This window comes from Methylocystis sp. Sn-Cys (assembly GCF_016745395.1).
Taxonomy (GTDB): Bacteria; Pseudomonadota; Alphaproteobacteria; order Rhizobiales; family Beijerinckiaceae; genus Methylocystis; species Methylocystis iwaonis.
In genome coordinates, this window is the sequence record NZ_JAERVJ010000004.1 from 140,031 (window position 1) to 165,176 (window position 25,146).

The following is a 25,146-nucleotide window of genomic DNA, read 5'->3' on the forward strand; positions in this document are numbered from 1 at the left end:
CGCATTCCGCAAAACTCGATAGACTTTTGCGAAATGCGATCCAGCTTTCTCGTCCATCCGCAAAACCTATATCCCAGTTTGGCGACGACAGTGCGCGCCGCGCCAGGGGAGTGGATTCCGGTGCTGGACGCTTGCTGATAATAGCTGGCGCCGAGCCGTGCAACGCTCGACGGCGGTCAAGGGCAAGACTCTAGGCGCGGCGACGCCGTCGCGAGCGGCGCGGCGTCAATGCGCTTTGTCGTGCGCGTTGTCGGGATCGTTACGCATCCAATCGGCGAGCTTGGCGAGCGCCTGCGCGATCGATCCTCGCGCCGCCGGATCGGTTATGCACGCGTCCAGCGCCGCGTCCATGCAGATGAGCCAGGCGTCGCGCTCCGCGGGGCCGATGTGGAAACGCGCGTGACGCATTCTGAGCCGCGGATGGCCGCGTTTCGCCGAATAATTCGCGGGGCCGCCCAGCCATTCGGTCAGATAGAGCTTCAGGATCGCCTTGGTCGGACCGAGGTCTGTCGTATGCATGGCGCGTATCCCCCGCGCCGCCTCCATTGTGTCCATGTTGCGGTAGAACGCTTCCACCAATTGGTCGACAGTGGAGGCGCCGCCGATATGGTCGTACAAAGTCGCATTCCGAGCGTTATTCGTCGTCATCTCAGACTTCCAGCAACATGGGCGCCAGGGCGAGGCCCTCATAGCATCTGCGGTTGAAGAGCGCGCATCGGGTTGTCATTCCCGACAAGCCGAAGGCCCGACCAGAGCCCGTCATCGCGAGCGACGCGAAGCAATCCAGGGCGGCGATGCGGCCCTGGATTGCGTCGTCGGCTTCGCCTCCTCGCAATGACGGCGGCAATCCAATCGAGCGGAGCGCATATTATTCGTTGGCCCTCCCGACGATCATGCGGCGGCGCAAGGCGATGGAGACGAGGGCAATTTGCTTTCCTAAAAACAAAACGGATCGAGAGCGTCGTCTCGATCCGTGTCTCTTGTGCGCTTTCCGCGCGCATGAGGTCATGCGCGCGAGTGCGGCGTTCGATTACCAATGGCCGTGATGACCGCCGCCGTGATGGCCGCCGTGATGACCCCATCCGCCGTGATGTCCCCACCCGCCATGATGACCCCAGCCGCCGTGGTGGCCCCAGCCGTAACCGCCGCCCCAGCCATAGCCGCCGTGGTAATGGCCGGAATGGCTCCACCAGCAGCGGCCGTAGCGGCAGACCCAGACTGCATGAGCCTGCTGCAGCCCCGCAGAGTCGTTCGACTGCGCGAGCGCGTCCTTCGAGGCCGCGGGCATGGCCGAGGCGGTGAGCGGATTGGCGGCGAGCGCCGCGATCGCGACAAGCGACGCAGCCGTCGTTTTGGCGTAAGCGTTCATGTAAATCCTCTCGGTTACGGGGTTGAAAAAAGCAGAGTCGCCGCCGCGCTTTCTCATCGCGCGCATGATTTTCATGCGAGCGGAAAGCGCGCTAGTTGCAGCCATTGCGGCTTTCCCACATCTGGATTTCATTCACCCTGCGACGCTCCCATCCGCGCAGGTCGCCATAGGGCGGGAAACAGCCGGGGCCGAATTCGGCGCGGGCCCGCGCTGTCTTGAAGCAATATCCGTTGCGCGCATAAATCTTGTTGCGCTCGTACCAGAGCTGGCCGCAAGACATTTCAGACGGATGCTGCGCTTTCGCCGGCGCTGCGACGAGCGCCGTCCCGGCGACAACGGCCGCAAAGCTCACGCGCGCGCAAGAGAACCAAAATTGTTTCATTCTTGCTCCTTCATGCGCCCCCGAAGAGAAGCTAAAGGATCTGCTTAACCTTATATTTTCAAAGCATTTTATTCGCCGCAGCCCTGTGGGGGCATGACTGGGCGGCGCAACAGTATATTACGCGAGCCTAACGAATGGTTGGAAAATCTCGCCCGTTTTGAGCATTGCCCACAGGAGATCGCGGCCCTGCGCGAAGCCGGGCGCGCACGCGGCGCGGAGATGTAGAAGGTAATTGGCGCTCCCTAGGGGACTCGAACCCCTGTTTTCGCCGTGAGAGGGCGACGTCCTAGACCGCTAGACGAAGGGAGCGGGGAGCCGCTCTATAGACCGGCCGGAGCGGCTCGGCAAGGGCCTCGCCGAGACTTTCGCGCTTTCTTTTGCCGTGATAGCCATCGGGCCTGATTTTGGGACGATGACGATGACGCAGATCCTGACCAAAGAAACGCCCGAGGCGCAAAGCCTCGAGGCCGCGCTTGCCGCCCTTGGGCGCGCCGCCCGCAAGGCGGCGCGGGCCGTGGCGCTCGCGCCAGCGCAGGTCAAGGATCAGGCGTTGCGCGTCGCGGCCTCCGAAATCCGCCGCCAGAGCGGCGCGATTCTCACCGCCAACGCCCTCGACGTTGCCGACGCGAAGGCCCGCGGCACGGCGGGCTCCTTCATCGACCGGCTGACGCTCGACCCTGGCCGGGTCGAGGCCATCGCCCGGGGTGTCGAGGAGATCGCGGATTTACCCGACCCGGTCGGCCGGCTGCTCGCGCGATTCGAGCGGCCGAACGGCCTTGTCATCGAGCGCGTCGCCACGCCGCTCGGCGTCATCGGCGTGATCTATGAGAGCCGCCCGAATGTCACCGCCGACGCCGGCGCTCTATGCCTCAAGGCCGGCAACGCCGCGATTCTGCGCGGCGGTTCGGAGAGCCTGCGCTCGTCGCGGGCGATTCACGACTGCCTCGTCGCCGGGCTGAAAGCGGCCGGGCTGCCGGAGGCGTCGATCTCGCTCATCGAGACCAGCGACCGCGCTGCCGTCGGCGCCATGCTCGCGGGGCTCGACGGCAATATCGACGTGATTGTGCCGCGCGGCGGCAAGAGCCTCGTCGCGCGCGTCCAGCATGAGGCGCGCGTGCCGGTCTTCGCGCATCTCGAAGGCATTGTGCATGTCTTCGTCCATAAGGACGCCGATCTCGACATGGCCAAGCGCGTGCTACTGAACGCCAAGATGCGCCGCACCGGCGTTTGCGGCGCGGCCGAGACGCTTCTCGTCGACAAGGCTTGCGCGGGGACGCATCTCGCGCCGCTTATTGCCATGTTGATCGACGCCGGCTGCGACGTGCGCGGCGACGCGGCGGCGCAGGCTGCCGACACGCGTGTGAAGCCTGCGACGGAGGACGACTGGCGCGCCGAATATCTCGACGCGATCATCGCCGCCAAAGTCGTCGACGGCGTCGAGGCGGCGATCGAGCATATCGAGACCTATGGCTCGCATCACACCGACTGCATCATCACACGCGACGACGCTGTCGCGCGGCGTTTCATGCAGGAAGTCGATTCCGCCATCGTGCTGCACAACGCCTCGACGCAATTTGCGGATGGCGGCGAATTCGGCTTCGGGGCGGAAATCGGCATTGCGACCGGCCGCATGCATGCGCGCGGGCCGGTGGGCGTCGAGCAACTGACGTCGTTCAAATATCGCGTGCATGGCGCGGGGCAGGTGCGGGGGTAGGGCAGGCGATTTCGCGGGTGCGTCGCTGTCGCTCTGGATTCCCGCTTTCGCGGGAATGACAGTTCTGTAGTCGCGGGACAAGCCATGCGAGCGACTGTCATTCCCGGCGGGCCGAAGGCCTGACCGGGAATCCAGGGCCGCGGCGGCCGTCTTGGAGGTTGATCTGGTCTGAACGTCGGGCGCGTGAGCAGCGCGATGGAACGAAACTACTTTGTCTATATGCTTGCCAGTCAGCGAAACGGGACGCTCTATATTGGCGTGACAAATGATCTTGCGCGAAGGGTTCGCCAACACAAGACGAAGCAGCTTCCCGGTTTTACGTCCAGGTATAACGTGCAGATGCTTGTCTGGTACGAGACCTACGCCGATGTCACTGAAGCGATCACCCGAGAGAAGCAGTTGAAGAAATGGGAGCGTCGCTGGAAGTTGGAGCTGATCGAGAGCGTGAATCCGATGTGGCGGGATCTTTATCTGGATCTCAATTGCTGAGCGTGGCGTTGCTGCTCTGGATTCCCGCTTTCGCGGGAATGACAGTGGGCGTCTTTCGCGGTCCACGACCTGGGGGTGGTTGTCATTCCCGGCGGGCCGGAGGCCCGACCGGGAATCCAGGGCCACCACGACGATCTCAGAGATTGCTCTGGAGTCCCCGGGCGTCAGGCGCGGGGCTGTAAACTTTGAGCCCGCCGCCTCGCCTCCCGCCCCACGCGCCCGGCATGCGCATCGGCCTCTTCGGCGGCTCCTTCGATCCGCCGCACGAAGGCCACGCGCTCGTTTCGCGCCTCGCTTTGACGCGGCTGCGGCTCGATCGGCTGTGGTGGCTCGTTACGCCCGGCAATCCGCTGAAAGACACGCACGGCCTCGCGTCGCTCGAGGCGCGCATCGCCGCGGCGCGCAAGACCGCGCGCGATCCGCGCATCGTGGTCACGGGGCTCGAGGCGGAGATTGGCGCGCGCTATACCGCCGACACGCTGCGCTTTCTGCACAGGCGCTGCCCCGGCGTGCGGTTTGTCTGGATCATGGGGGCGGATAATCTCCTGCAGTTCCATCGCTGGCGGCGCTGGGAGGAGATCATGCGCACGACGCCGATCGCCGTGATCGACCGGCCGGGCGCGACGCTGAAGGCCGCCAGCGCGAGAGCCGCGCTGCGCTTTCCCGGCGCCCGCAGAAAAGAGCGGGAGGCGCCGCTACTGGCGACGGCGACGCCGCCGGCGCTTGTCTATCTGCACGGGCCGCGCAGCCCGTCCTCCTCAACGGCGCTGCGGCGGAAGGCTGGGCGCTGATTACTTCTTCTCGAAGAGCGGCAGAATCCAGTGCTTATAGGCCCAGAAGCTCGCTGGAATGCCGATGAAGATGGCGACCCACATCATGGCCGAGTTGTCGATGCCGTTCTCGTAGAAGCTGCTGCCTTCCTGGACAGCTTGCGAGTAGGGATTCCGGACGAAGAGCGTCAGCACGAAGGAGCCGATGATGATCGCGCCGGTGACATAGAAGAAGCTCTTCGGAATGAGGAGCGTCGGCGGCGGATTTCGTCCGGGCTTCTGGTTCTGCTGCGGGCGGCTGTCCTTGGGGTCTTCCGACATTTTCTCTAAGCTCCCTGAGCGTTTTCTTCGCCCCCTAATATGGGCCAGGGCGCAGGCTTACGCCATAGGCCCGCCCGTGGCTCAACCGGCCGCGCCGTAGACGTCGTAGGCGTCGGCGCGATCCACCTTGATCGTCACGAGGTCGCCGGGACGCAGCGGGCGGCGTGAGGCGACGAAAGCGGTTCCGTCGATCTCCGGCGCGTCGGCCTTGGTGCGGCCCTTGGCGAGCGCGCCCGTAGGGCCGCCTCCCGCCTCGTCGATGATGACCTGCAGGCGCTTGCCGACCTTGCGCTTCATCAGCCGGGCGGAGACCGCCTGCTGCTTCTCCATGAAGCGCTTCCAGCGGCTTTCCTTCACCTCGTCCGGCACGGGCGCGAGGCCGAGGTCATTGGCCGGGGCGCCGGCGACGGGCTCATATTTGAAGGCGCCGGCGCGGTCGATCTCCGCCTCGTCGAGCCACTGAAGCAAGGTTTCGAAGTCTTGCTCCGTCTCGCCGGGGAAGCCGACGATGAAGGTCGAGCGCAAAGCGAGATCGGGGCAGGCGGCGCGCCAGCTCTTGATGCGGGCGAGCGTCTTCTCTTCATTCGCCGGGCGCTTCATGGCCTTCAGCACATTGGGCGCGGCGTGCTGTAAGGGGATGTCGAGATAGGGAAGGATCTTTCCTTCCGTCATGAGGCCGATGACATCGTCGACGTGAGGGTAAGGGTAGATGTAGTGCAGCCGCACCCACATCCCGAACTCGCCGAGTTCTTTGGCAAGGTCAAGGAAACGCGCGCGCACGGCGCGGTCGCCGAATTGGCTCTCCGCATAGCGCAGGTCGCGGCCATAGGCGCTGGTGTCCTGCGAGATCACCAGCAATTCCTTGACGCCGGCGCGCGCCAGCTTCTCGGCCTCGCGCAGCACATCCGCCGCCGGGCGCGAGACGAGCGGTCCGCGCAGATGCGGGATGATGCAGAAGGAGCAGCTATTGTCGCAGCCCTCGGAGATTTTCAGATAGGCGTAATGGCGCGGCGTGAGCTTGACGCCCTGCTCGGGCACGAGATCGACGAAAGGATCATGCGCGGGCGCGGCGGCGCGGTGCACGGCCTCGACGACGCTCTCATATTGCTGCGGGCCGGTGACGGCGAGAACGCCGGGAAAGCGCCCGGTGATGGCCTCGGGCTCGGCGCCCATGCAGCCCGTGACGATGACCTTGCCATTCTCGGCGAGCGCCGCGCCGATGGCTTCGAGCGACTCCGCCTTGGCGCTGTCGAGAAAGCCGCAGGTGTTGACGACGACGACATCCGCGCCGGCGTGATGGCGCGCGAGCTCATAGCCTTCGGCGCGCAATCTCGTGACGATGCGCTCGCTGTCGACGAGCGCCTTGGGGCAGCCCAGCGACACGAAGGAAACGCGCGGGGCGGCGGCCGATTTTGGATTTTCCTGCATCGCGCCCGATTGCCATGGCGCGCGGCGAATAGCAATGGACCGCGAGCCTTTGGGCTCGCTCGAAAAATGCGATTGCCGGGAGAACCGCTCGACGCCCCTCGTGCTTCGAGACGCCTGCTGCGCAGGCTCCTCAGCATGAGGGGCTTATGCAATTTCCTTCAAACACTTAGGCCTCATCCCGAGGAGCGAGCGACGCTCGCGTCTCGAAGGAGGAGGCCGCCTCGGAGACTATCCAAAAAATGATGCGAGCCTGAAGGCTCGCGGTCCGAGGGGTCAGACTGTCAGGGCGCCGACGAGGGCGTAGATGGCGACGAGCGCTAGAACGAGGGCGTGAATCATGGACGCAAACTCCAACTGGCGCGCGGAATGAAGCGCGGCAAGGCGATCGAAATTTTCTATTATTGGAACCGGACGGCGGCCCGCCGCTCTGGTATCTTGTTAATAGTTTCGAGAGCTTAAGAAAAAGTTTCGACCGCGCGGAATTCGCAGGTCGAGAGTTTGGACGTCCGCTCCCGCCATGCCGCGGCAGAAGCTTTTTTATGGGTTTGAAACAATGGCTTAATAAACAGACGGCAAAAATCCTTTGCGCTTCCTGCGCGCGCCACTATGAATAGCCGCGCCGGAGCCTTCCGGGCGCGAGGGGCGCCTTGGCTCGTTAACGCTTGGCGCGCCGCCTGAGCCTTTCAGAAAGACCCTGACCTTGCCGAATTCCATTGTTCTCGGGACCGGTTCCTATGCGCCCGAGCGCGTCCTCTCCAACGCCGATCTGGAGAAGATGGTCGCCACCAACAGCGAGTGGATCGTCAGCCGCACGGGCATAAAGGAGCGGCATATCGCCGCCGATCACGAGGCGACCTCCGACCTCGCCGCGGCGGCCGCACGCAAGGCGCTGGATTTTGCGGGCGTGAGCGCGGCGGAAGTCGATATGATCGTCGTCGGCACGGTGACCGGCGACACGCCGACGCCCTCTTGCGCCGCTTATGTTCAGGAGCTGCTCGGCGCGCGCAACGCTTTCTGTTTCGACGTCGCCGCCGCCTGCGCGGGCTCGCTCTACGGCCTCACCATCGCCGATCAGTTCATCCGCACCGGCATGGTCAAGCGGGCGCTCGTCATCGGCGCCGAGACCTTGAGCCGCTACGTGGACTGGACCAACCGCGAGACCTGCGTGCTCTTTGGCGACGCGGCGGGCGCGATCCTGCTCGGCGCGACGGAGGAGGAGGGGCACGGCCTGTTGGCGGCGACGCTCCGCACGGACGGTTCTTTGACGAAAATCCTCGGCATCCCTGGCGGCGGCAGCCGTTTGCCGCTGTCGGAAGAGATGCTGACGACCAAAGACAGCAAGATCAAAATGCGCGGCCGCGAGGTCTATCGGGTCGCGACAAGGCTGCTGCCCGAGGTGGTGGCGGAGACCCTGGCCAAGGCGGGACTTTCGGCCGATGACGTGACCCACGTCATCGCGCATCAGGCCAATCAGCGCATCATCGAGTCCGCGCTCGACAATCTCGGCGTGCCCCGCGACAAATGCTGGATCAATATTGACCGCTTCGGCAATACGTCGAGCGCCTCCATGCCGATCACGCTGGACGAGGCCAATCGCGCCGGCAAGCTGAAGAAGGGCGACATCATCGCCATGATGGCCATCGGCGCCGGCATGACCTGGGGCGGCGCCGTTCTGCGGTGGTGATACGAAATCCGCTTGATTGGTTCGCTGTCATTCCCGACGCTCGCAAAGCGAGCGATCGGGAATCCAGAGCAAAACCGGCGCTTTTGTGGCTCTGGATTCCCGGTCGGGCTTTCAGCCCGCCGGGAATGACACATCCCATGCGAGCGGAAGTGGTATGAGAAGGCTCAGGCAGGCGGACTTTGCGTCCGCCCGCCCTCGAAGGGCCATACGGCGATACGCCGCCGCAACGCGGCCCCCGTAACATCTAGGCGCGCGCCTGCCTGAGAAAAGCGTGGCGCGACAATAATTTGATAGCGAAGTTTTGCGTAACGGCGCATTCCGTGCGCGTCCTGCTGGCCCTTTATGCCCGACTGGTGTAGGCATTTCGTCAATCGAGGGACGCATGAGCACGGACGCAGACGGGTCTAAAAAGCGTGGCATGTTCGCCCGCCTCTTCGGCAGGGGCGGCGCGGAGCCGGCGGCGGAGGCGCCCGAGGCGCCGGTCGAGGAGACGCCGGAGGAACCGCCAAAGCGCTCCTGGTGGCAGCGGCTCACCGGCGGCCTTTCGCGAACCTCGCAGGCGATCAGCCAGGGCGTCACGGACATCTTCACCAAGCGCAAGCTCGACGCGCTCAAGCTCGAAGAGCTGGAGGATGTGCTGCTGCGCGCCGACCTTGGCGTCGGCGCCACCTCGCGCATCATCGACGCCGTCGGCAAGGCGCGCTACGAGAAGGACATCGCCCCCGAAGAGGTGCGCGCCATTCTCGCGCGCGAGGTGGAGGCGGTTCTCACGCCCGTCGCCCAGCCCCTGGAGATCGACGAGACCAAGAAGCCTTTCGTTTTCCTGGTCGTGGGCGTCAATGGCTCGGGCAAGACGACGACCATCGCCAAGCTCGCCGCGAAATGGCGGGGCGAGGGCAAGAAGGTGGTGCTCGCGGCGGGCGATACGTTCCGCGCCGCCGCCGTCGACCAGCTCAAGATTTGGGGCGACCGGCTCGGGGCCGAGGTTGTCGCGGGCAAGGAGGGGGCGGACGCGGCCGGCCTCGCCTTCGACGCCATCAAGCGCGCCCGCGAGATAGACGCCGACATTCTCCTGATGGACACCGCGGGACGCCTGCAAAATCGTGCCGAGCTGATGGCCGAGCTTGAAAAAATTGTCCGGGTCATGAAAAAAGCCGACCCGGAGACCCCACATTCGGTATTGCTGGTGCTCGACGCCACCGTGGGTCAGAACGCGCTCCAGCAGGTCGAGATTTTCGGCCGTGTGGCGGGCGTCACCGGCCTCGTGATGACCAAGCTCGACGGCACGGCGCGCGGCGGCATATTGGTGGCGATCGCCGAGGCTCATGGTCTGCCGATCCACTTCATCGGCGTCGGCGAAGGCCAGGACGACCTCGAGCCCTTCACCGCCCGCGATTTCGCCCGCGCGATCGCCGGCCTGAATGAGGAAGACGCGCCGGAGGCGGCGCCGGAAAGCTGATAGGGATGACGCAGGAAACGACGACCGCGCCCGGCCTCGAACGGCCGGCGGCTCCAAAGAAGAAGCTCGACCCGAGATTGAAAGTCGCCCTCGAGCTTGGGCCTCTCATCATCTTCTTCATCGTCAACAGCAAGTTCGGCATCTTCTACGCCACCGGCGTGCTGATGGTCGGCGTGCTGGTGACGCTCGCCGTCTCCTGGTCGGTGACGCGCCATCTACCGGCCATGCCGGTCGTGACGGCGCTATTGGTTTTGGTCTTCGGCGGGCTGACGGTCTTTCTGCAGAACGAAACCTTCATCAAGCTGAAGGTGACGATCCTTTATTCGATGTTCGGCGCGACGCTGATCGGCGCCCTTTACTTCGGCAAGCTCTTGCTGCCGATCGTTTTCGACATGGCGATCCATATCGACGACGCAGGATGGCGCAAGCTCACCTGGCGCTGGGGCTTCTTCTTCTTCTTCCTGGCCGGCCTCAACGAGGTGGTGCGGCGCGTGGTCACCACGGACGAGTGGGTGAACTTCAAGGTCTTCGGCATTCTCCCGCTGACGATCCTCTTCGCGATCTCCCAGGCGCCGTTGATCATGAAGCACCAGATACCGGAGGAAGAGGATAATCCGGAATCTGAATCGCATTTCTAGACCCGCACTGGCCTTCTTTCCGCTCGAACGGCTCGGATCTGGCGGGCTGAAAGCCCGACCGGGAATCTAGAGTCACAAAACGCTGGTTTTGCTCTGGATTCCCGATCGCTCGCTGCGCGAGCGTCGGGAATGACAGCTCACCCAGCCAAGCGGGCTCCGCCTAAACCCATTTTTCATCATTAATATTCACCTGCACCTAACCAAGTAATGGTTGACGTTTTCTCATTGATAACCACGAGAACTGGTTAGTATTTACCGTAAAATTTGACGCTATATCATCATGACCATCGCCAATCGCGTCATTCGAAAAGCAATGGCGCGCTCGCAATGGTTTTTGTCATGCGTAAACGCACCGTCTTTCTTAGCTGCGCGGCTTCGGTCGCGTCTGCCGCGCTTCTCGTCATCCCGGCTCGGGCCAATCCGGTTGTCACGGCCGCGCCGCCCGTTCCCGGTTATTATTACCAGGAGCAGAGCCCGCTCGGCGGTGGGCTCATCGAGGCGCTGGTCGGCGACGAGCCGAGGCCAGCGCGCTACGCCGCGCCGCCGGCGGCCTACCCCAATCCTCGCACGCAAACGGCCGCCTACGCGCCGCAGTCCGTCGAAATGGAGCGCGCCGCCGACCCGAGATATATGCGGGCAGACGTCGAATATGCGGGCGGCGAGGCGCCCGGCACCATCGTCGTCGATACGTCGAACAAGTTTCTCTATCTCGTTCACGGCCGCGGCCACGCCACGCGCTATGGCATCGGCGTGGGCCGGCCGGGCTTCGAATGGTCGGGCGTGAAGACCATCAGCCGCAAGGCCGAATGGCCCGATTGGACGCCGCCGGCCGAGATGCTCGCCCGCCGCCCCGATCTGCCGCGGCATATGGCGGGCGGTCCGGCCAATCCGCTCGGCGCCCGCGCGCTCTACCTTGGCTCGTCGCTCTACCGCATTCACGGCACCAATGAGCCGCATACGATCGGTCAGAATGTCTCGTCCGGCTGCATCCGCATGATGAACGACGATGTGGTCGATCTTTATAATCGCGTGGGCGTGGGCGCGCGGGTGGTCGTCCGCTGAGCGCTCACGGTTGCAATCGCAGGCGCTTCGGGCGATAGCTCGGAGCGTCATTGACCAAGAGTCGCCGCCTTGCCGAGCCTCATCCGCTTTCTCGTGATCGTCGCCGCCCTCGTCGCGCTGGTCTATGGCGCGATGGTCGCGGTCGTTTCCTTTGTCACGCCGCAGCCGCGCGAGATGAGCTATACGATCCCGGCGCAGCGCCTGAACAAATAGGCTTGCGCCCATGAGCGCTCCCGCCGCCGCGCTTTTGCTCGACGCCTTTCTCGATATGCAGGCGGCCGAACGCGGCGCGGCGCACAACACGCTGGACGCCTATCGGCGCGATTTGACCGACTATATCGATTTTCTGCGCGCCCAGGGCCGGGGTCCGGTCGGCGCCACCATCGAGGATCTGCGGGCCTATCTTGTTGAACTCGACACGCGCGGCATGGCGCGCGCCACAGTGGCGCGGCGGCGCTCGGCGGTGCGGCAGTTTCACAAATTCCTCTACGTCGACCGCCATCGTAGCGACGATCCGGCCGCCGCACTGGAAGGCCCCCGGCTGGTGCGCAGCGCGCCGGGGGTGATGTCGGTCGATGAGGTCGACCGCCTGCTCGCCACGGCGCGCGAGGGGTTGGACGATGAAAAGCGTCCCCTGCGCGAGCGATTGCGCGCCGCGCGGCTCTACGCGCTTCTGGAGACGCTTTACGCCACGGGGCTGCGCGTCTCGGAGCTGGTGTCGCTGCCTAAAAGCGCGGCGCGGGCGCGCGATCCCTTCGTCACGATCAAGGGCAAGGGCGGGCGCGAACGGCTGGCGCCCTTGACGGAACGCGCCAAGCGCGCGCTCGTCGATTACCGCAAGCTCATCGAGGCGGTTTCGCCGGAGCTTGCGCAGGGGCCTTTCCTCTTTCCCGCCGACAGCGACAGCGGTCATCTCACCCGGCAGGCTTTCGCGCGCGAGCTGAAGACGCTCGGCGTCGCGGCCGGATTATCCGCGGCGCAGGTCCATCCGCATGCGCTACGCCATGCCTTCGCCAGCCATCTATTACAGAACGGCGCGGATCTGCGCGTGGTGCAGGAGCTGCTCGGCCACGCTGATATTGCGACGACGCAAATTTATACGCATGTGCTCGACGAAAGAATGCGGGCCATGGTTCGCGACCTGCATCCGCTCACGGATGAGTCTCGTTCGGAGCAAGGGTAGATTCGTCAGCTTTGTTGGTAAGACGAATGGCCGAGAAGCATAGTCACGCTTGGCGCCGCTTCTCGGTCCAATTGTCGTCAGCCCATTTTTTATTGTGGTAAGGCTTCTGTTAACGTAAGGTCGCCGCAAGCTAATATTATGGCTCAGCTTCAGAGGGACGGAAATGGCTGCCAACGCGATCGCCGGTTTCAGGCCGGAGCAGGAGAACGTCGTCTATATCGGCGCTGGCGTGACGGTGAAGGGCGCGTTCTCCGTTCCTGATCTGCTCGTCGTCGACGGCGTGGTCGAGGGCGACGTCACGGCGCGCGGCGTCGTCGTCGGACGATCGGGCGTGATCCGCGGCCATCTCGTGGCCGAAGAGGCCGACGTCAGCGGCTCGATCAGCGACCACGTGGAAATCTCCGAGCTTCTCACCGTCCGTTCGACCGGCCGCGTCGAGGGGCGGGTGATCTATCGGGAGATGGAGCTGGAGAAGGGCGCCGTCGTCACCGGCGATCTTTCCGCCACCAGCGAGGAGCGCGCCGGCGCAAGGCCCGCGCCCGCCGCCAAGATCGTTCCACAGCTTCGCGAAGAGCGCGCCGAGCCGGCGCCGGTTGCGCCCAAGATCGGGAGGACGAGCGCTTCCCTCGATCGGCTGAGCGAGGCCGCGCGCGCCGCCCGAAAGAGCGCCGCGAAAACCGTCGCGAGCGAGATCATCGCGGAGCGCCGCAATGTGCTGCGCACGCCGATGTCGAGCCGCAAAGGCCGGGCGTGATTTTCGCTCGCTCGCCAGGATGAGGCCTAATACCATTTCCGTTTGAACGGCTCGTATCGGGGCATGTCATTCCCCGGGCTGAAAGCCGACCGGGAATCCAGAGCCACAACGGCGCTGGTCTTGCTCAGAGTCCGTCATTGCGAGCGAAGCGAAGCAATCCAGGGCAGTGATGCGGCCCTGGATTGCTTCGTCGGCTCCGCCTCCTCGCAATGACGGCGAGCCAACCAAGCGGATCTCGTATAAGCGATTGTTGTAAAATTCCTTCATGCTGAGGAGCCTGCGCAGCAGGCGTCTCGAAGCACGAGGGGCGTCAACGCCACTTTGTCACTGATATGCGCTCGCTCCAGTGCGGGCGTTTTCATTTGGCGTCCGCGAAGCCTCTGCGCATTGCGCCGCGGCGCCTTATCTAATGGCCATCCCAAACTGCGCGTGCAGGAGCGAGTGATGGCCGAGTCGGCGCGCACATTCTGGAAGGGCTATCTGCGTCTGGCCCTTGTTTCCATTCCCGTCCGGCTGGTGGCGGCGGAAAAGGCCGAGTCGGAAATCCGCTTCCATCAGGTCGACCGCAACTCCAAGCAACGCATCCGCTACCTGAAGGTCGCGCCCGGCAAAGGCGAGGTCAAGAAGGAGGACATCGTCCTCGGTTACGAGGTCGAGCCGGGAAATTACGTCTTCATGGAAGACGAGGAGCTCGACTCGCTCAAGCTCTCCACCCGCCATACGATCGACCTCCTGCAATTCGTCGACGCGGAGGAGATCGAGCCGCTCTATTTCAACCGGCCTTACTATGTTCTGCCGGACGGCGAAGTCGCAGAAGAGGGTTATCGCGTACTGCGCGACGCGCTGTGGGCCAAGCATAAGGTCGGCATCGGCCAGCTCACCTTGCGCGGACGGGAGCATCTCGTCGCTTTGTTCCCGATGGGCGAAGGGCAGGGGCTCGTGCTCGATACGCTGCGCTACGACAGCGAGCTGAAAAACGCGGACGACATCTTCTCCACGATCGGCCGCGAGAAGCCGCGCGAAGATATGGTGCAGATGGCCGAGGATTTGATCGAACGGCGCAGCGAGCCTTTCGATCCGGCGAAATTCCGCAACCACTATGCCGAAGCCTTGCGCGAGCTGGTGAAGGCAAAGCTCGGGCGCGGCGAGACCGTGCCGGTCGAGGAGCAGGTCGAGCCCGGCGCCAAGGTGCTCGATTTCATGGAGGCGCTGAAACGCTCGGTCGCCGCAAGCGGGGGCGGCGGTGGCGAGGCGCCGCCGGAGCCGCCGAAGAAGGGCAAGCGGCCGTCCGCCCCACCCGCGAAGAAAGCCCCGGCCGCGAAATCCTCCAAGGCTGCGAAGGCGCCGGCGCGGCGCCGGGCCGGATAAATGCCGACGCGCGCCAGGAAAGACGATAGCGCGCTCGGCGCCTATCGCGCCAAGCGCGATTTCAAGGTTACGCCGGAGCCGCAGGGAGGGGTTTCGCATGGCGGCGCGCCCCGTCTCGTGGTGCAACGGCATTTCGCGCGGCGCGAGCATTTCGACCTTCGGCTCGAAATGGATGGCGTGTTGAAGAGCTGGGCCGTCGCGCGCGGCCCGTCGTCTGACCCGGCCGACAAGCGTCTGGCTGTCCGCACCGAGGATCATCCGCTCGATTACGGCGATTTCGAAGGGCTGATCCCCAAAGGCGAATATGGCGGCGGGACGGTGATGCTCTGGGAGGACGCGACCTTTACGCCGCAGAACGGCGATCCGCTCGCCGCGCTGGAGAAGGGGGAGATCAAGTTCCTGGCCCAGGGCGCGCGCATGAAGGGCGGCTGGGTTCTGGTGCGCATGAAGACGCGCGACAAAGGGGAGAACTGGCTTCTGATAAAGGAGCGGGACGAATACGCCGATAAGGACGAGGACCTCGCTGGGCGATATGTGACGAGCGTCACGACCGGCCGCACGCGCGAGGAGATCGAGCGAGGCGCGAAAGCGAAAGCTGCGTCGTTAGCCACCCATACCTCCCCTTTACGGGGAGGTCGGCGGCTGAAGGCCGCCGGGTGGGGCCCGCGCAGCCACGACGATGTTGGGGCCGGACCCCACCCGACCCCGCTTCGCGGGGCCACCCTCCCCGTAAAGGGGAGGGATAAGAGCCCCGAGATTGCTCGATCACGGGCGAAGTCTGCCTATTGGTCGGATAAGCCCATCGCCACCGCGCCGACGCCGAAATTCATCGCGCCGCAACTCTGTGAGACGGCCGAACAGCCCCCCTCCGTAGGCGACTGGATTTTCGAGTTGAAATATGACGGCTACCGCCTGGAGATTGCGACCGGCGTCGACGGCGCGCGCGTCTATACGCGCAGCGGGCTCGACTGGACCGAGCGCTTTTCCGGCCTGGCGCGCGCGGTTTTCGCGCTGCCCTGCCGCAACGCGCTTCTCGACGGCGAGGCGGTTGTCTTCGACGAGAAGGGGCTTTCCGATTTCGCCATGCTGGTTTCGGCGCTGGAGGCGGGGCGCAGCGAGCGCGTCGAGTTCGTCGCTTTCGATCTGTTGATGCTGGATGAGAAGGACTTGCGGCGCGAGCCGCTGCGCAAACGCAAGGAGCGCCTCAAACAGCTTCTTGCGAAAAGCGACGGCGCTATTCGCTATGGCGATTATATCGAAGGCGACGGGCAATCTGTCTTTGCGCAGGCCACGCGCGCCGGCGCGGAAGGGATCATCGCCAAGCGCGCCGACGCGCCCTATCGCAGCGGCCGTTTTTCCGATTGGCTGAAGATCAAGGGCGACTTTCGCGAGGATGTGCTGATCGTCGGCTACCGCCCTTCCGAGAAGGGCGAGTCATTTGCGTCGCTCGTCGCCGCGAAAGAAACGCCGGAGGGCCTGCGTTATGTGGGACGCATCGGGACGGGCTATGACGCCGCGACCAGACGCACGCTCGCGCCTTTATTGGCAAAGCGCGCGAAAAAGGGGAGCGGCCCAAAGCTCCTCGCGGCGGACAAGATTCCAAAGGGCGTCGTCCTCATCGAAACGCCCTTTCCGGCGGAAGTGCGCTTCGGCGGCTGGACCATGGACGGGCAATTGCGGCAGGCGCGCTTTCTCGGCGTGCGCGAAGACATGACGCCGAAAGCGCCCGCGCAACAGGAGCCGCCAAAGCTCTCGCGCATCACCCACGCGAGCCGCGTCGTCTTTCCCGCCGATGGGATCACCAAGGGCGAGATCGCCGCCTATTACGACGCCGTTGCGCCGCGCATGGCGCCCCATCTCGCCGATCGGCCGATCAGCCTGTTGCGCGCGCCGGAGACGGTCGAGGAGCTGTTCTTCCAGCGTCATCCGTTGAAAGGGATGAGCAAGGGCATTCTGACCGTCGAGAATGAAGACGAGCCCTATATTGCGCTGGACGGCGCGCTCGGCCTGCATACGGCCGCGCAATTCGGCGCGATCGAAATTCACGGCTGGATGTCGCTTGCAAGCGATCTCGACCGGCCGGATCGGATGGTTTTCGATCTCGATCCGGACGAGGATTTGCCGTTCCGTGACACCTGCAAGGCCGCCGCGGATATTCGCGATTATCTGAAGGCGATCGGCCTCTCATCCTGGCCGCTGCTGACAGGCGGCAAGGGGATTCATATCGTGCTGCCGCTCGACCGTTCGCTCACTTACGCGGATACGGAAGTGTTCGCGGCGGGCTTTGCGCGCGGGCTGGCGCGACAGGAGCCGCAACGCTTCGTCGCGACGATGAGCAAGCGGCGCCGGGCCGGGCGCATCTTCATCGATTGGCTGCGCAACAAAAAATCCGCGACGGCGATCCTGCCGTGGTCATTGCGCGCCCGCCCCGGCGCGACGGTGGCGGCGCCTCTGTCATGGAAGACGCTCGCCGCCGCTGATAGCGCCAGCGATTATGACATCAAAAGCGCGCTCGGCTTGAAGGATGAGTGGCGCGGGTTTTTCGAGACGCGCCAGACCATCGCGCCTGGGGCGCTGAGTTTTATGAAGACAAATGGCGCATGACGCCATTTCAGCTTGAACCGCTCGCTTGGGGGTTGTCATTCCCGGCGGGCTGAAAGCCCGACCGGGAATCCAGAGCCATAATAGCGCTAATGTCGCTCTGGATTCCCGATCGCTCGCTGCGCGAGCGTCGGGAATGACAACGAACCCACTAATCATCACACGTCGGCTGGCACCGGTTCCAATCCGAACAGCATCCGCTGCATGTGCAATCGGCGTTGCTGTCGCAGGCGATTGGCAACTGAACGCAGGCCACCTTGTTCTTTTGCAGTCGGATCGAGCTGCTCGATTTCGCGCAGCACTTTACGCATTCGCCCGTGCCGCCGATGTCATGCCGGCAGCACCATTGGTCGGAGCCGCATGTGATGGCGTAAGCGGCGTTGGCCGCGCCCATGAATGCAAGCGCCATCAATAAACGCATCCATCTCATGAAATTGCTCCCTCGCGATCCCACGCCTTGTCAACGCAAAGATCTCGGCGGGAGTTCCAGTTCGCGCTCGCTTTTGGCAATCGCTATTCTTGAACATTTTAATAGAAGACTTGAACGATGCGACGAGATGCCGCGAGTTTCCTGCTGGTCCGCTTGCCGGCAAGGAACCTAAATTAACGCCAAGCGCTCATGCATTGCGGCGCACGCCTGACCAGAAGGAAGGGCAAAATGAAAGCCAACAGCGTCGACATTGAACGGTTGTTGAACGCGCGTTCTGCAGAGGCCGTTATGGCGATAATTGCCGCCGCAATGTTCTTGGGCGGGGGCAAGGCGGATGCATCCCAGGCTTGTTTCATGCGCTGCGAGGCAATCCGCGCAGAAACATGCTCGGGGCTCGACGAAGTTTCCGTCAATTTTTGTCGTATGAGCAAAGAGCCAAGATACGCCGATTGCCGGGCGCGTTGCCAGATTGAAGAAGGAAGCCGAAAGACCGAGCGTCTTCGCCGGTCAGATCGACGCGGCGGCAGCCGATAGTTGGTTTCTGCTTCCTATGGCTCGGTTTCGTTTGTCTAGGAGGGTCTGATGCTTTCTATGAAAACGATCAGCGAAATCTCGCTGTGTTTCGCCATGGCGACACTCGCAACAGGCGCCGCTGCGGCGCTCCCTTCGGCAGGCCCGCTAAACGCCGCAAACGCGCAATTCCAGAGAACAGATTATTGGACGTGTTACGATAACTGCAACAATCAGCGCCTTCGGTGCGACGCCGGTTGCCCCTATGACGATCCAAACACCACGTGGGACGAAAACCAGATTTGCGTGGATAGATGCGAGTCGGGTGGCGAGGCCTGCGAGGCGCGGTGCCAATAGCAGCTTGTTCGGTGTCATTCCCGACGCTCGCTTGAGCGAGCGATCGGGAATCCAGAGCAGAACCAGCGTTCTTGTGGCTCTGGATTCCCGGTCGGGCTTTCAGCCCGCCGGGAATGACAAATCCCAATGCGAGCTGTTCAAATGGAAACGGCCGTCCAGCAAGAAGCGCGAGAGTGACGTTTACGCCGCCAAATCCGCCACTACTGCGTCGAGCACCGGAAAGCCTTCCGAGCTCACGCGGAGCCTGTTCTCGCGCGTGACCTCGACGAGGCCGTCGCCGATCAGCTCGGAAATACGCGACTGCGAGAGCTTCTTTCCCGTCAGCAGGAAATAGCGTTGCGGATCGATGCCTTCGCGCAGGCGCAGACCCATCAGCAGGAACTCGTCGCCCTCCTGCTCCGGATTGAGTAATTCGTCCTCGACGAGGCCGTGGCCTTCGGTCTCCACGCAAGTGAGCCACATCTCCGGGTGGCGCTCGCAGGCCTGGGCGCGGCGGCCGCGCGTCGTGACGAGGCGGCCATGCGCGCCGGGGCCGACGCCGATATATTCGCCGTAGCGCCAATAGACGAGATTATGCCGGCATTCCGCGCCGGCCCGCGCGTGGTTGGAGACCTCATAGGCCGGCAGGCCGTGGCGCGCGGTGACTTCCTGCGTCACGTCCCATAGCGCGCGCTGCGTGTCGGGGTCCGGGAGCGTCATCTTGCCCGTGTTCACCAGGCGCTCGAACATGGTCTCAGGCTCGATGGTGAGCTGATAGAGCGAAATGTGCTCGGGCGCACGGGCCAAGGCGAGGTCCAGCTCCTTGCGCCAGGCGGCGGGCGTCTGCCCGGTGCGGCCGTAGATGAGATCGAAAGAGGCGCGCTCGAAAGTGGCGGTCGCGACGTCGAGCGCCATCAGCGCCTCGGCCACCGAATGCTGGCGGCCGAGCGCCTTGAGGTCGATGTCGTTCAATGCCTGCAGGCCGAGCGAGACGCGGTTGACCCCCGCCGCCTTGAAACCCTTGAAGCGCGACGCCTCGACGCTCGTCGGATTGGCCTCGAGCGTGATCTCGACGTCCTTGGCCATGGTCCAATGCTTGGCGATCTCGCCGAGGATCGCGCCCGCCGTCGAGGGCGACATCAGCGAGGGCGTGCCGCCGCCGAAGAAAACCGAACGGACCTCGCGGCCCGGGACAAGCTTCGCGCGATGCTTGAGCTCCACCGCGAAGGCCGCGACAAAGCGATCCTCGTCCACGTCGCCGCGGCGGACGTGGCTGTTGAAGTCGCAATAGGGGCATTTCGACAGGCAGAACGGCCAATGGATGTAAACGCCGAAGCCGGGGTCGAATGCGTTTCGAATCGTCGCCATACCCCCCTTATCGCATGAATTGGCTCAAAACGCAGGGCGTGCCCCCGCTACGTTCCTATATGCTTGGCGTCGGATTGCTTGTTTGTTCGAAAAAAGGGGGCGCATTTGGCCCGTGTTTTGGTGATCGGCGGGACCGGCTTCATTGGCCGGCACATCGTCGGGCGGCTCATCGCTGAAGCGCATGCGGTGTCGGCCGCTGGCCGCGCCGAGGTGGACATCGCCCGCGACGACGTCGAGAAGCTGGAGATCAAGCTGGCGGGCTTCGAGGTCGTCGTCAATTGCGCCGGCCTCGTCCGCAACCAAGGCGCCAACACCATGGACGCCGTGCACGCCGAAGGCCCCGTCCGGCTTTTCACGGCCTGCGCCGCCGCGGGGGTAAAGCGCTTCATCCATATCTCGGCGCTGGGCGCCGCGCCGCAGGGCGAGACCGACTATCAGCGCAGCAAAGGGACGGCGGAGGCCTTCTTTGCCGACGCCGATCCTTACGGGCGGCGGCTCGACTGGCGCGTGCTGCGTCCCTCGGTGGTGGTCGGCCGGGGAGGGGCGAGCACGACCTGGCTGCTGGCCTCGGCGACGCTGCCCATATTGCCGCGTATCGGCGCCGATGATTGGCGGTTTCAGCCGATCCATGTCGACGATCTCGCCGAGCTTATGGCGCGGCTTGTCGAGGGCGTCGAGTCGCCGCGCATGATCGACGTTGTGGGTCCAGAGCCGATGACGGCCTATGAGCTAACCCGCATCCTGCGAAGCTGGCTCGGCCTGCAGCCGACGGGCGCCATCCGCATCCCCGACCGCCTGTTGGCGCTCGCGACGCAGATCGGCGGACGGTTCACCAGCGGGCCGCTCAATCCGGATGTGATGAAGATGCTCGCGCGCGGCAATGTCTCCGATCCCGGCCCGCTGACCATGGCGCTCGGCCGCCCGCCGCGCGATCTGCGCAGCGCGCTGGCGCGCGAGCCGGGGTCGTATGCAGACCGTGTGGCGGCGCGGCTCTTCTTCGTGCGGCCGATGCTGCGCTGGAGCCTCGCGCTGCTGTGGATCGCCACCGGCCTCCTGTCCTTCGGGCTTTACCCGATCGACAAAAGCTATGAGATGCTCGCCGCCATCGGCCTTTACGGGCCGCTCGCCGCCGCCGCGCTCTATGGCGGCGCGGCCATCGATCTTGCGCTCGGCGCGGCGCTTCTGCGCGGCTTTCGGCCCGTCGTCGTCGGTTGGCTGCAGCTCGCGAGCATGGCGGCCTTCACGCTGCTCGCGCTCGGCCTTCCCACCGAGTACTGGCTACATCCCTTTGCGCCAATCCTGAAGAATTTGCCGATCGCCGCCGCCATTCTCGTGATGATCGCCTTGGAGGCCGGATGAATGTTCGACACGATTACTTTTCTGAAATGGCTCCATATCATCAGCTCGACCGTTTTATTCGGCACAGGGCTCGGCACGGCGTTTCACGGCCTTGCGAGCAATATGCGCGGCGATCTGCGCGCCATTGTCGCCGGCAATAAAAACGTCGTCCTCGCCGATTGGATCTTCACGGCCCCGGCGGTGATCATTCAGCCGGCGACGGGCGTCGCGCTCATGCTCGAAGAGGGTTGGCCGTTCGACACGCATTGGATATTGGCGTCGGTCGCGCTTTACATTTTCGTCGGCGCCTGCTGGCTTCCGGTCGTGTGGCTGCAGATGCAAATGGCGCGCATCGCCGAAGACTGCCTTACGACCGGCGCGCTGCTGCCGTCGCAATATAAGCGCTATTTCTGGTGGTGGTTCGCGCTCGGCTGGCCGGCTTTTATCGCCATGCTCGTGATCTTCTGGCTGATGGTGGCGAAGCCGGATTTCTGAAGCTTCTCTCCTGAACAGCTCTTCATGGGGATGTCATTCCCGGCGGGCTGAAAGCCCGACCGGGAATCCAGAGCCATAGTAGCTAGTGTGGCTCTGGATTCCCGATCGCTCGCTGCGCGAGCGTCGGGAATGACAGCGAACCACTCAAGCCGATCTCCTATCACCTGCGGCGCGCCGGCGTTCGTGCGCCCTTGTCGAGGTTATAGATGTCGTGGCGGAAAAAGGCGGGACCGTCATCCTCCGCCCAGCCTGTCATATAGACCCAAGCGACGGGGACGCTCTGGCTCAGCCTGATCTTTTCGCTGCGGCCACTGTCGATGGCGTCGCGGAGAGCGTCGGGAGTCCAATCACGCGAGGTCTCATCGAGAAGCCAGGAGGCGAGATCATAGACGCCTTCGACGCGCACGCAGCCATGCGACAGGAAGCGATAATCGCGGTCGAAAAGCTTCTTGTTCGGCGTGTCGTGCATATAGACGTCGTGGCTATTCGGCATGGAGATGCGCAGGGAACCCAATGCGTTTTTAGGTCCCGGCTCCTGACGAAACGTGAAGCGCGCCGCGCGCTTATTCGAGACGCGCCGCAGTTTCAGCGGATCGACCTCGCGGCCTCGCGCGTCGAGAATGCGGATGTTTTCGCGCTCGAAATAATGCGGGTTGCGTCTGAGCTTCGGCGCAAGCTCCTTCTTGATGATCGAGGCCGGCACTGTCCATGTCGGATTGATGTCGATCGCGACGATCCTCGCGACCACTTGTGGCGAGGGGTGGCGGCGTCCCCCGACGACGGCCGTGAAGCGCTCGACCGCATTGCCGTCTTCCACGGCTTCGACAGAGGCCGCCGGAATATTGACGTCGACATAGCGATCGCTGAAGCGAAAATGCATCTTCGCCAGACGCGCCGCCGTCATCTCCAGTTCACGCGCGCGGGTTGCTGCAGGGATGTTCAACTCGCGCAATGTCTCGCGTGAGACATCGCCTGTTTGCTCGAGGCCCATATGCGCCTGGAAACGGCGCAAGGCGTCGCTCAGCGCGTCATCCCATGCGTTGTCGCCGCTGTCCTGCGCATTGGGGAGATAGCCTTCGATGGCGAGCCTGCGGCGCAGCAGCGCGACCGGCTTGCCGCTGGCGTCGGGGCCGAGCGGCTTGGCGATGCGCGGCCAGCCGCCGGACGCCGCGATCGTCGCATAACGCCGCGCGGCGTGGGCGGTGGCGTTGGCTGTTTCGGGACCATAAGCGGGTGAGGCGCGCCGGGGCTGTTCGGCCCGTGGGCGCGCTTCTCGGGGCTGTTCGTCTAGAGGCTGCTCGTCTCGGCGCGGCGGCGCGACGGGCGCGTTATCCGGTTGCTCATATCCCGGCCGCGGCGCGTCTGGTTCTTGCTGCGCGCCCGCCGGCGCGAGGGTGAAGAAAATGGCGGCGGACGCCAGCAGCTTGAGGGCGCCGGCGCAAGGCACTTTGAGCATCGGAATGGCTCGCTGCGCCGGGATAACGGCGCGCCCCTGTAACTAGAGCGCATTTCGCAAAAGTTGATAGACCTTCGCGATAAGAATGCGCTCCAGCTTTTTGAATTAGGCGCGCGCAGACGGCGGGGATTGGCTGCTAACGCAGCGCCGCCGAAATCTCGCGGATCAGCTCATCCACATCCGGGTCGGAGAAGGCGTCGCCCGAAGGCTCCAGCCGCACGACGGGATCGCGCGTGCAAAGCCGCAGGCACTGGCGCGTCGAGATTTTGAGGCGGCCGCCGGCGAGTTCGTCGGGAAAGGCGGCGGAAAGCGCCGCCTGAACCTCGGCCAGCAAGGCGCGCCCGCGGCCATGAGCATCGCAGTTCGGGCCGACGCAGACGATGAGGCGGGCGGGCGGGGGAGATTCACTCATTCGGTTGGGAAAAGGATCGGCTCGTAATCTCGCGCGCCGTGCAGGATATGCAGGACGTCAACGGTCTCGGTAGACACGCGATAAAAGACCAGGAAGTTGCCATGAACCATCCGGCGGACGCCCGACGTTTCGTGTTGCGGCACAAGCGGAAAGCGCTTCGGCAGGTCGGATAGTTTTTCGCAGTGAGCCCGTAAGCCTTGCACGAAGGCGAGCGCCTGGGATGGACTTTCCGTTGCTAAGTAGTCGCCGATACTCTCCAGATCGGCCTCGGCCTCGCTTGTGAAGACGACTTTCACTTGGAGGCCAGTGACTGATATTTTCTCTCGAGGCGATCGAAGACATCGTCGGCAGGCGTAACACGTCCAGCTTCAGCGTCGGCTATGCCCCGAGAGAGGGCGGCGTCGAGTTTTTCGAGTTTGCGTTCGCGTTCTTCGAGCAGGCGAACGCCTTCCCGAATGACTTCGTCCTTGGACGAAAACCGCCCAGTGGCTACCAGCCGCTCGATGGCATGTTCTACCGTGGAGGACGTGGTAAGGTTTCGCATTTCGTATCCGGAAGACGTTTTGAACCCTTACAGTATTGGATTTTTTCTCCGGCGCAAGATCAAGGCGGCGTCTGGCGCGCGAATCGTCCGGTCGATAAAAGCATTAAGTTCAACTCGCGCGCGCTGGATTCAGGTTTTCACCCATCCTTCCGGTTGGTCAAACGGTGAAGAATGACATTCGATCATCGCTCGGAGTGTCCGCCACGCGACGTTCGGCATATATTGCACCAGATCTCGCGGCAGCGCGCCAGGGACGCGCCTTATTAATCGCAATATCGAATTGCGAGTTCTTTTTATTGATCTCTCCATGAACCAAGAGTTCCGCGCCCTTCGTTCCGGCTCGGGCGAGCCAATAGCCGTCAGGTCCGATGAAACCCGCGGACAGGCGATTGCCCGGTAACGCGGGAATCGAGAGGCTTACCCAAAAGTTGTTGGCTGCAGCGTGAGCCCGCGACAAGAGCTCGTGAATGGGATCGTCGGAATAGGCGGAGAACAGCATGCATTCCACGCCTCGTCTCCCATAGTCGATAAACAATTCAGGAAAATGCACTTCGATACAAAGCGCGGCCCCAAAGCGTACCCCGTCAACATCGAATACGAAGGCTTCGGCGCCCGGCGTGTACCAATCGTTCAGTTCGGCATTCGAACACATACGCTTGTCGTAGCGTCCGGCCAATTTCCCCTCATTCGATATGACGTACAGGCTGTTGTACGGACGATTGGGCGGCTGGAGTCGGTGATTGCAGCCGATCACCGTCCATAGGCCGAGCCGAGCGGCATGTTCCGAGACCGCATCCAATTCCTCGCGCAGCGCTCTCCAGTCCACGGCAGTCCAATCGTGGATCTGCGATTTCAGGTATCCTGAGAGAGCGCCCTCCGGAAAATGGACAAGCCGACAGCCCATTGATTTGGCCGCCGACATCATATCGCGGACTCGTCGCCCGTTCTCGCGGACATCTGGAGTGATGCCGCTCTGTGCGGTCGCAATGCGGAAAGGAGTTTCCATGGGCATGCGCGACCTCGACGCTTATGTCA

27 protein-coding genes and 1 tRNA gene are annotated in these 25,146 nt (G+C 63.7%); 15 read left to right on the forward strand and 13 right to left on the reverse strand.

The features are described 5' to 3' along the window. Positions 1 to 225: 225 nt before the first annotated feature. The 4 genes from JJT62_RS10040 to JJT62_RS10055 all read right to left on the reverse strand — a co-directional run bounded on the left by JJT62_RS10040 (position 226) and on the right by JJT62_RS10055 (position 2,060). Positions 226 to 648 (reverse strand): group II truncated hemoglobin, encoded by a 423-nt coding sequence (locus tag JJT62_RS10040; protein ID WP_202072601.1) that lies wholly within the window; start codon positions 646 to 648, stop codon positions 226 to 228. Between the two features lie 382 nt (positions 649 to 1,030). Continuing rightward, positions 1,031 to 1,369, reverse strand: coding sequence for a hypothetical protein (locus JJT62_RS10045; protein ID WP_202072602.1), 339 nt, complete (start codon positions 1,367 to 1,369; stop codon positions 1,031 to 1,033). Between the two features lie 91 nt (positions 1,370 to 1,460). After that, positions 1,461 to 1,751: a YARHG domain-containing protein gene (locus JJT62_RS10050; protein WP_202072603.1), complete on the reverse strand. Its 291-nt coding sequence runs from the start codon at positions 1,749 to 1,751 to the stop codon at positions 1,461 to 1,463. A gap of 233 nt (positions 1,752 to 1,984) precedes the next feature. Continuing rightward, positions 1,985 to 2,060: transfer RNA gene (locus JJT62_RS10055), tRNA-Glu, on the reverse strand. Positions 2,061 to 2,169: 109 nt separating this feature from the next. Between JJT62_RS10055 and JJT62_RS10060 the strand changes: the two genes are divergently transcribed. From JJT62_RS10060 to JJT62_RS10070, 3 genes are all read left to right on the forward strand, one after another. Beyond that, positions 2,170 to 3,465 (forward strand): glutamate-5-semialdehyde dehydrogenase, encoded by a 1,296-nt coding sequence (locus JJT62_RS10060; RefSeq protein ID WP_202072604.1) that lies wholly within the window; start codon positions 2,170 to 2,172, stop codon positions 3,463 to 3,465. Positions 3,466 to 3,660: 195 nt separating this feature from the next. Beyond that, on the forward strand, positions 3,661 to 3,954 hold the full coding sequence (locus JJT62_RS10065) for a GIY-YIG nuclease family protein (protein ID WP_202072606.1): 294 nt from the start codon (positions 3,661 to 3,663) through the stop codon (positions 3,952 to 3,954). Positions 3,955 to 4,178: 224 nt separating this feature from the next. After that, positions 4,179 to 4,745 (forward strand): nicotinate-nucleotide adenylyltransferase, encoded by a 567-nt coding sequence (locus tag JJT62_RS10070; RefSeq protein ID WP_202072608.1) that lies wholly within the window; start codon positions 4,179 to 4,181, stop codon positions 4,743 to 4,745. Here the strand turns inward: JJT62_RS10070 and JJT62_RS10075 are convergent, their stop codons facing one another. Both JJT62_RS10075 and rimO read right to left on the reverse strand, forming a co-directional pair. Beyond that, positions 4,746 to 5,045, reverse strand: a complete 300-nt coding sequence (locus JJT62_RS10075; protein WP_202072610.1) for a hypothetical protein — start codon at positions 5,043 to 5,045, stop codon at positions 4,746 to 4,748. It lies immediately after the preceding gene. Between the two features lie 81 nt (positions 5,046 to 5,126). After that, complete coding sequence (gene rimO / locus JJT62_RS10080) at positions 5,127 to 6,473, reverse strand: 30S ribosomal protein S12 methylthiotransferase RimO (protein ID WP_202072611.1); 1,347 nt, start codon at positions 6,471 to 6,473, stop codon at positions 5,127 to 5,129. A gap of 700 nt (positions 6,474 to 7,173) precedes the next feature. Between rimO and JJT62_RS10085 the strand changes: the two genes are divergently transcribed. The 9 genes from JJT62_RS10085 to ligD all read left to right on the forward strand — a co-directional run bounded on the left by JJT62_RS10085 (position 7,174) and on the right by ligD (position 17,225). After that, entirely contained in the window at positions 7,174 to 8,157 is a 984-nt protein-coding gene (locus JJT62_RS10085; protein ID WP_202072612.1) for a beta-ketoacyl-ACP synthase III, read from the forward strand. Positions 8,158 to 8,539: 382 nt separating this feature from the next. Then, positions 8,540 to 9,616, forward strand: coding sequence for a signal recognition particle-docking protein FtsY (ftsY, locus tag JJT62_RS10090; protein WP_202072614.1), 1,077 nt, complete (start codon positions 8,540 to 8,542; stop codon positions 9,614 to 9,616). 5 nt (positions 9,617 to 9,621) lie between these two features. After that, entirely contained in the window at positions 9,622 to 10,254 is a 633-nt protein-coding gene (locus JJT62_RS10095) for a septation protein A (RefSeq protein WP_202072616.1), read from the forward strand. A 339-nt stretch (positions 10,255 to 10,593) separates the two neighbouring features. After that, positions 10,594 to 11,316, forward strand: a complete 723-nt coding sequence (locus JJT62_RS10100) for a L,D-transpeptidase (RefSeq protein WP_246744816.1) — start codon at positions 10,594 to 10,596, stop codon at positions 11,314 to 11,316. A gap of 69 nt (positions 11,317 to 11,385) precedes the next feature. Then, positions 11,386 to 11,529, forward strand: coding sequence for an oxidoreductase (locus JJT62_RS10105; RefSeq protein WP_202072618.1), 144 nt, complete (start codon positions 11,386 to 11,388; stop codon positions 11,527 to 11,529). A gap of 10 nt (positions 11,530 to 11,539) precedes the next feature. After that, the gene (locus tag JJT62_RS10110) at positions 11,540 to 12,499 is read left to right on the forward strand and encodes a tyrosine recombinase (protein ID WP_202072629.1); all 960 of its coding nucleotides are present in this window, start codon (positions 11,540 to 11,542) and stop codon (positions 12,497 to 12,499) included. A 163-nt stretch (positions 12,500 to 12,662) separates the two neighbouring features. Beyond that, positions 12,663 to 13,253, forward strand: coding sequence for a polymer-forming cytoskeletal protein (locus JJT62_RS10115; protein WP_202072630.1), 591 nt, complete (start codon positions 12,663 to 12,665; stop codon positions 13,251 to 13,253). Positions 13,254 to 13,697: 444 nt separating this feature from the next. Then, on the forward strand, positions 13,698 to 14,621 hold the full coding sequence (locus JJT62_RS10120; RefSeq protein WP_202072634.1) for a Ku protein: 924 nt from the start codon (positions 13,698 to 13,700) through the stop codon (positions 14,619 to 14,621). Then, entirely contained in the window at positions 14,622 to 17,225 is a 2,604-nt protein-coding gene (gene ligD / locus JJT62_RS10125; RefSeq protein ID WP_202072635.1) for a DNA ligase D, read from the forward strand. 155 nt (positions 17,226 to 17,380) lie between these two features. Here the strand turns inward: ligD and JJT62_RS10130 are convergent, their stop codons facing one another. Next, positions 17,381 to 17,533 carry a hypothetical protein gene (locus JJT62_RS10130; protein ID WP_202072636.1) on the reverse strand — a complete coding sequence of 51 codons (153 nt, stop codon included), beginning with the start codon at positions 17,531 to 17,533 and terminating at the stop codon, positions 17,381 to 17,383. 347 nt (positions 17,534 to 17,880) lie between these two features. Here JJT62_RS10130 and JJT62_RS10135 point away from each other — a divergent pair, with 347 nt between their 5' ends. After that, the gene (locus JJT62_RS10135; protein WP_202072637.1) at positions 17,881 to 18,186 is read left to right on the forward strand and encodes a hypothetical protein; all 306 of its coding nucleotides are present in this window, start codon (positions 17,881 to 17,883) and stop codon (positions 18,184 to 18,186) included. Positions 18,187 to 18,699: 513 nt separating this feature from the next. Here the strand turns inward: JJT62_RS10135 and hemW are convergent. Then, positions 18,700 to 19,866 carry a radical SAM family heme chaperone HemW gene (hemW, locus tag JJT62_RS10140; RefSeq protein ID WP_202072638.1) on the reverse strand — a complete coding sequence of 389 codons (1,167 nt, stop codon included), beginning with the start codon at positions 19,864 to 19,866 and terminating at the stop codon, positions 18,700 to 18,702. A 105-nt stretch (positions 19,867 to 19,971) separates the two neighbouring features. On the opposite strand from hemW, the gene JJT62_RS10145 reads away from it, so the two are divergent. Then, positions 19,972 to 21,225: an SDR family oxidoreductase gene (locus JJT62_RS10145; RefSeq protein WP_202072639.1), complete on the forward strand. Its 1,254-nt coding sequence runs from the start codon at positions 19,972 to 19,974 to the stop codon at positions 21,223 to 21,225. Further along, entirely contained in the window at positions 21,226 to 21,699 is a 474-nt protein-coding gene (locus JJT62_RS10150; RefSeq protein WP_202072640.1) for a DUF2269 domain-containing protein, read from the forward strand. A 160-nt stretch (positions 21,700 to 21,859) separates the two neighbouring features. Here JJT62_RS10150 and JJT62_RS10155 read toward each other — a convergent pair whose 3' ends face one another. The 5 genes from JJT62_RS10155 to JJT62_RS10175 form a co-directional block, all read right to left on the reverse strand. Next, positions 21,860 to 23,155: a L,D-transpeptidase family protein gene (locus tag JJT62_RS10155; RefSeq protein ID WP_202072641.1), complete on the reverse strand. Its 1,296-nt coding sequence runs from the start codon at positions 23,153 to 23,155 to the stop codon at positions 21,860 to 21,862. Positions 23,156 to 23,291: 136 nt separating this feature from the next. Beyond that, on the reverse strand, positions 23,292 to 23,567 hold the full coding sequence (locus JJT62_RS10160; protein ID WP_202072642.1) for a (2Fe-2S) ferredoxin domain-containing protein: 276 nt from the start codon (positions 23,565 to 23,567) through the stop codon (positions 23,292 to 23,294). Next, positions 23,564 to 23,863, reverse strand: a complete 300-nt coding sequence (locus tag JJT62_RS10165; protein WP_202072643.1) for a type II toxin-antitoxin system RelE/ParE family toxin — start codon at positions 23,861 to 23,863, stop codon at positions 23,564 to 23,566. Before JJT62_RS10165 ends, JJT62_RS10160 begins: the two co-directional genes overlap by 4 nt. Then, complete coding sequence (locus JJT62_RS10170) at positions 23,860 to 24,111, reverse strand: type II toxin-antitoxin system ParD family antitoxin (RefSeq protein ID WP_202072644.1); 252 nt, start codon at positions 24,109 to 24,111, stop codon at positions 23,860 to 23,862. The genes JJT62_RS10165 and JJT62_RS10170 overlap by 4 nt, the downstream gene beginning before the upstream one ends. A 157-nt stretch (positions 24,112 to 24,268) precedes the next feature. Next, positions 24,269 to 25,123, reverse strand: a complete 855-nt coding sequence (locus JJT62_RS10175) for a carbon-nitrogen hydrolase family protein (RefSeq protein WP_246744817.1) — start codon at positions 25,121 to 25,123, stop codon at positions 24,269 to 24,271. Positions 25,124 to 25,146: the final 23 nt, after the last annotated feature.

Coding starts and splice junctions, on each gene's coding strand:
- JJT62_RS10070 (WP_202072608.1), top strand. CDS start 4,179: ATGCGCATCGGCCTCTTCGGCGGCTCCTTCGATCCGCCGCACGAAGGC.
- ftsY (WP_202072614.1), top strand. CDS start 8,540: ATGAGCACGGACGCAGACGGGTCTAAAAAGCGTGGCATGTTCGCCCGC.
- rimO (WP_202072611.1), bottom strand. CDS start 6,473: ATGCAGGAAAATCCAAAATCGGCCGCCGCCCCGCGCGTTTCCTTCGTG.
- JJT62_RS10155 (WP_202072641.1), bottom strand. CDS start 23,155: ATGCTCAAAGTGCCTTGCGCCGGCGCCCTCAAGCTGCTGGCGTCCGCC.
- JJT62_RS10060 (WP_202072604.1), top strand. CDS start 2,170: ATGACGCAGATCCTGACCAAAGAAACGCCCGAGGCGCAAAGCCTCGAG.
- JJT62_RS10115 (WP_202072630.1), top strand. CDS start 12,663: ATGGCTGCCAACGCGATCGCCGGTTTCAGGCCGGAGCAGGAGAACGTC.
- JJT62_RS10100 (WP_246744816.1), top strand. CDS start 10,594: ATGCGTAAACGCACCGTCTTTCTTAGCTGCGCGGCTTCGGTCGCGTCT.
- JJT62_RS10065 (WP_202072606.1), top strand. CDS start 3,661: ATGGAACGAAACTACTTTGTCTATATGCTTGCCAGTCAGCGAAACGGG.
- JJT62_RS10120 (WP_202072634.1), top strand. CDS start 13,698: ATGGCCGAGTCGGCGCGCACATTCTGGAAGGGCTATCTGCGTCTGGCC.
- hemW (WP_202072638.1), bottom strand. CDS start 19,866: ATGGCGACGATTCGAAACGCATTCGACCCCGGCTTCGGCGTTTACATC.
- ligD (WP_202072635.1), top strand. CDS start 14,622: ATGCCGACGCGCGCCAGGAAAGACGATAGCGCGCTCGGCGCCTATCGC.
- JJT62_RS10135 (WP_202072637.1), top strand. CDS start 17,881: ATGAAAGCCAACAGCGTCGACATTGAACGGTTGTTGAACGCGCGTTCT.
- JJT62_RS10075 (WP_202072610.1), bottom strand. CDS start 5,045: ATGTCGGAAGACCCCAAGGACAGCCGCCCGCAGCAGAACCAGAAGCCC.
- JJT62_RS10110 (WP_202072629.1), top strand. CDS start 11,540: ATGAGCGCTCCCGCCGCCGCGCTTTTGCTCGACGCCTTTCTCGATATG.
- JJT62_RS10160 (WP_202072642.1), bottom strand. CDS start 23,567: ATGAGTGAATCTCCCCCGCCCGCCCGCCTCATCGTCTGCGTCGGCCCG.
- JJT62_RS10050 (WP_202072603.1), bottom strand. CDS start 1,751: ATGAAACAATTTTGGTTCTCTTGCGCGCGCGTGAGCTTTGCGGCCGTT.
- JJT62_RS10150 (WP_202072640.1), top strand. CDS start 21,226: ATGTTCGACACGATTACTTTTCTGAAATGGCTCCATATCATCAGCTCG.
- JJT62_RS10130 (WP_202072636.1), bottom strand. CDS start 17,533: ATGCGTAAAGTGCTGCGCGAAATCGAGCAGCTCGATCCGACTGCAAAA.
- JJT62_RS10170 (WP_202072644.1), bottom strand. CDS start 24,111: ATGCGAAACCTTACCACGTCCTCCACGGTAGAACATGCCATCGAGCGG.
- JJT62_RS10040 (WP_202072601.1), bottom strand. CDS start 648: ATGACGACGAATAACGCTCGGAATGCGACTTTGTACGACCATATCGGC.
- JJT62_RS10175 (WP_246744817.1), bottom strand. CDS start 25,123: ATGCCCATGGAAACTCCTTTCCGCATTGCGACCGCACAGAGCGGCATC.
- JJT62_RS10045 (WP_202072602.1), bottom strand. CDS start 1,369: ATGAACGCTTACGCCAAAACGACGGCTGCGTCGCTTGTCGCGATCGCG.
- JJT62_RS10095 (WP_202072616.1), top strand. CDS start 9,622: ATGACGCAGGAAACGACGACCGCGCCCGGCCTCGAACGGCCGGCGGCT.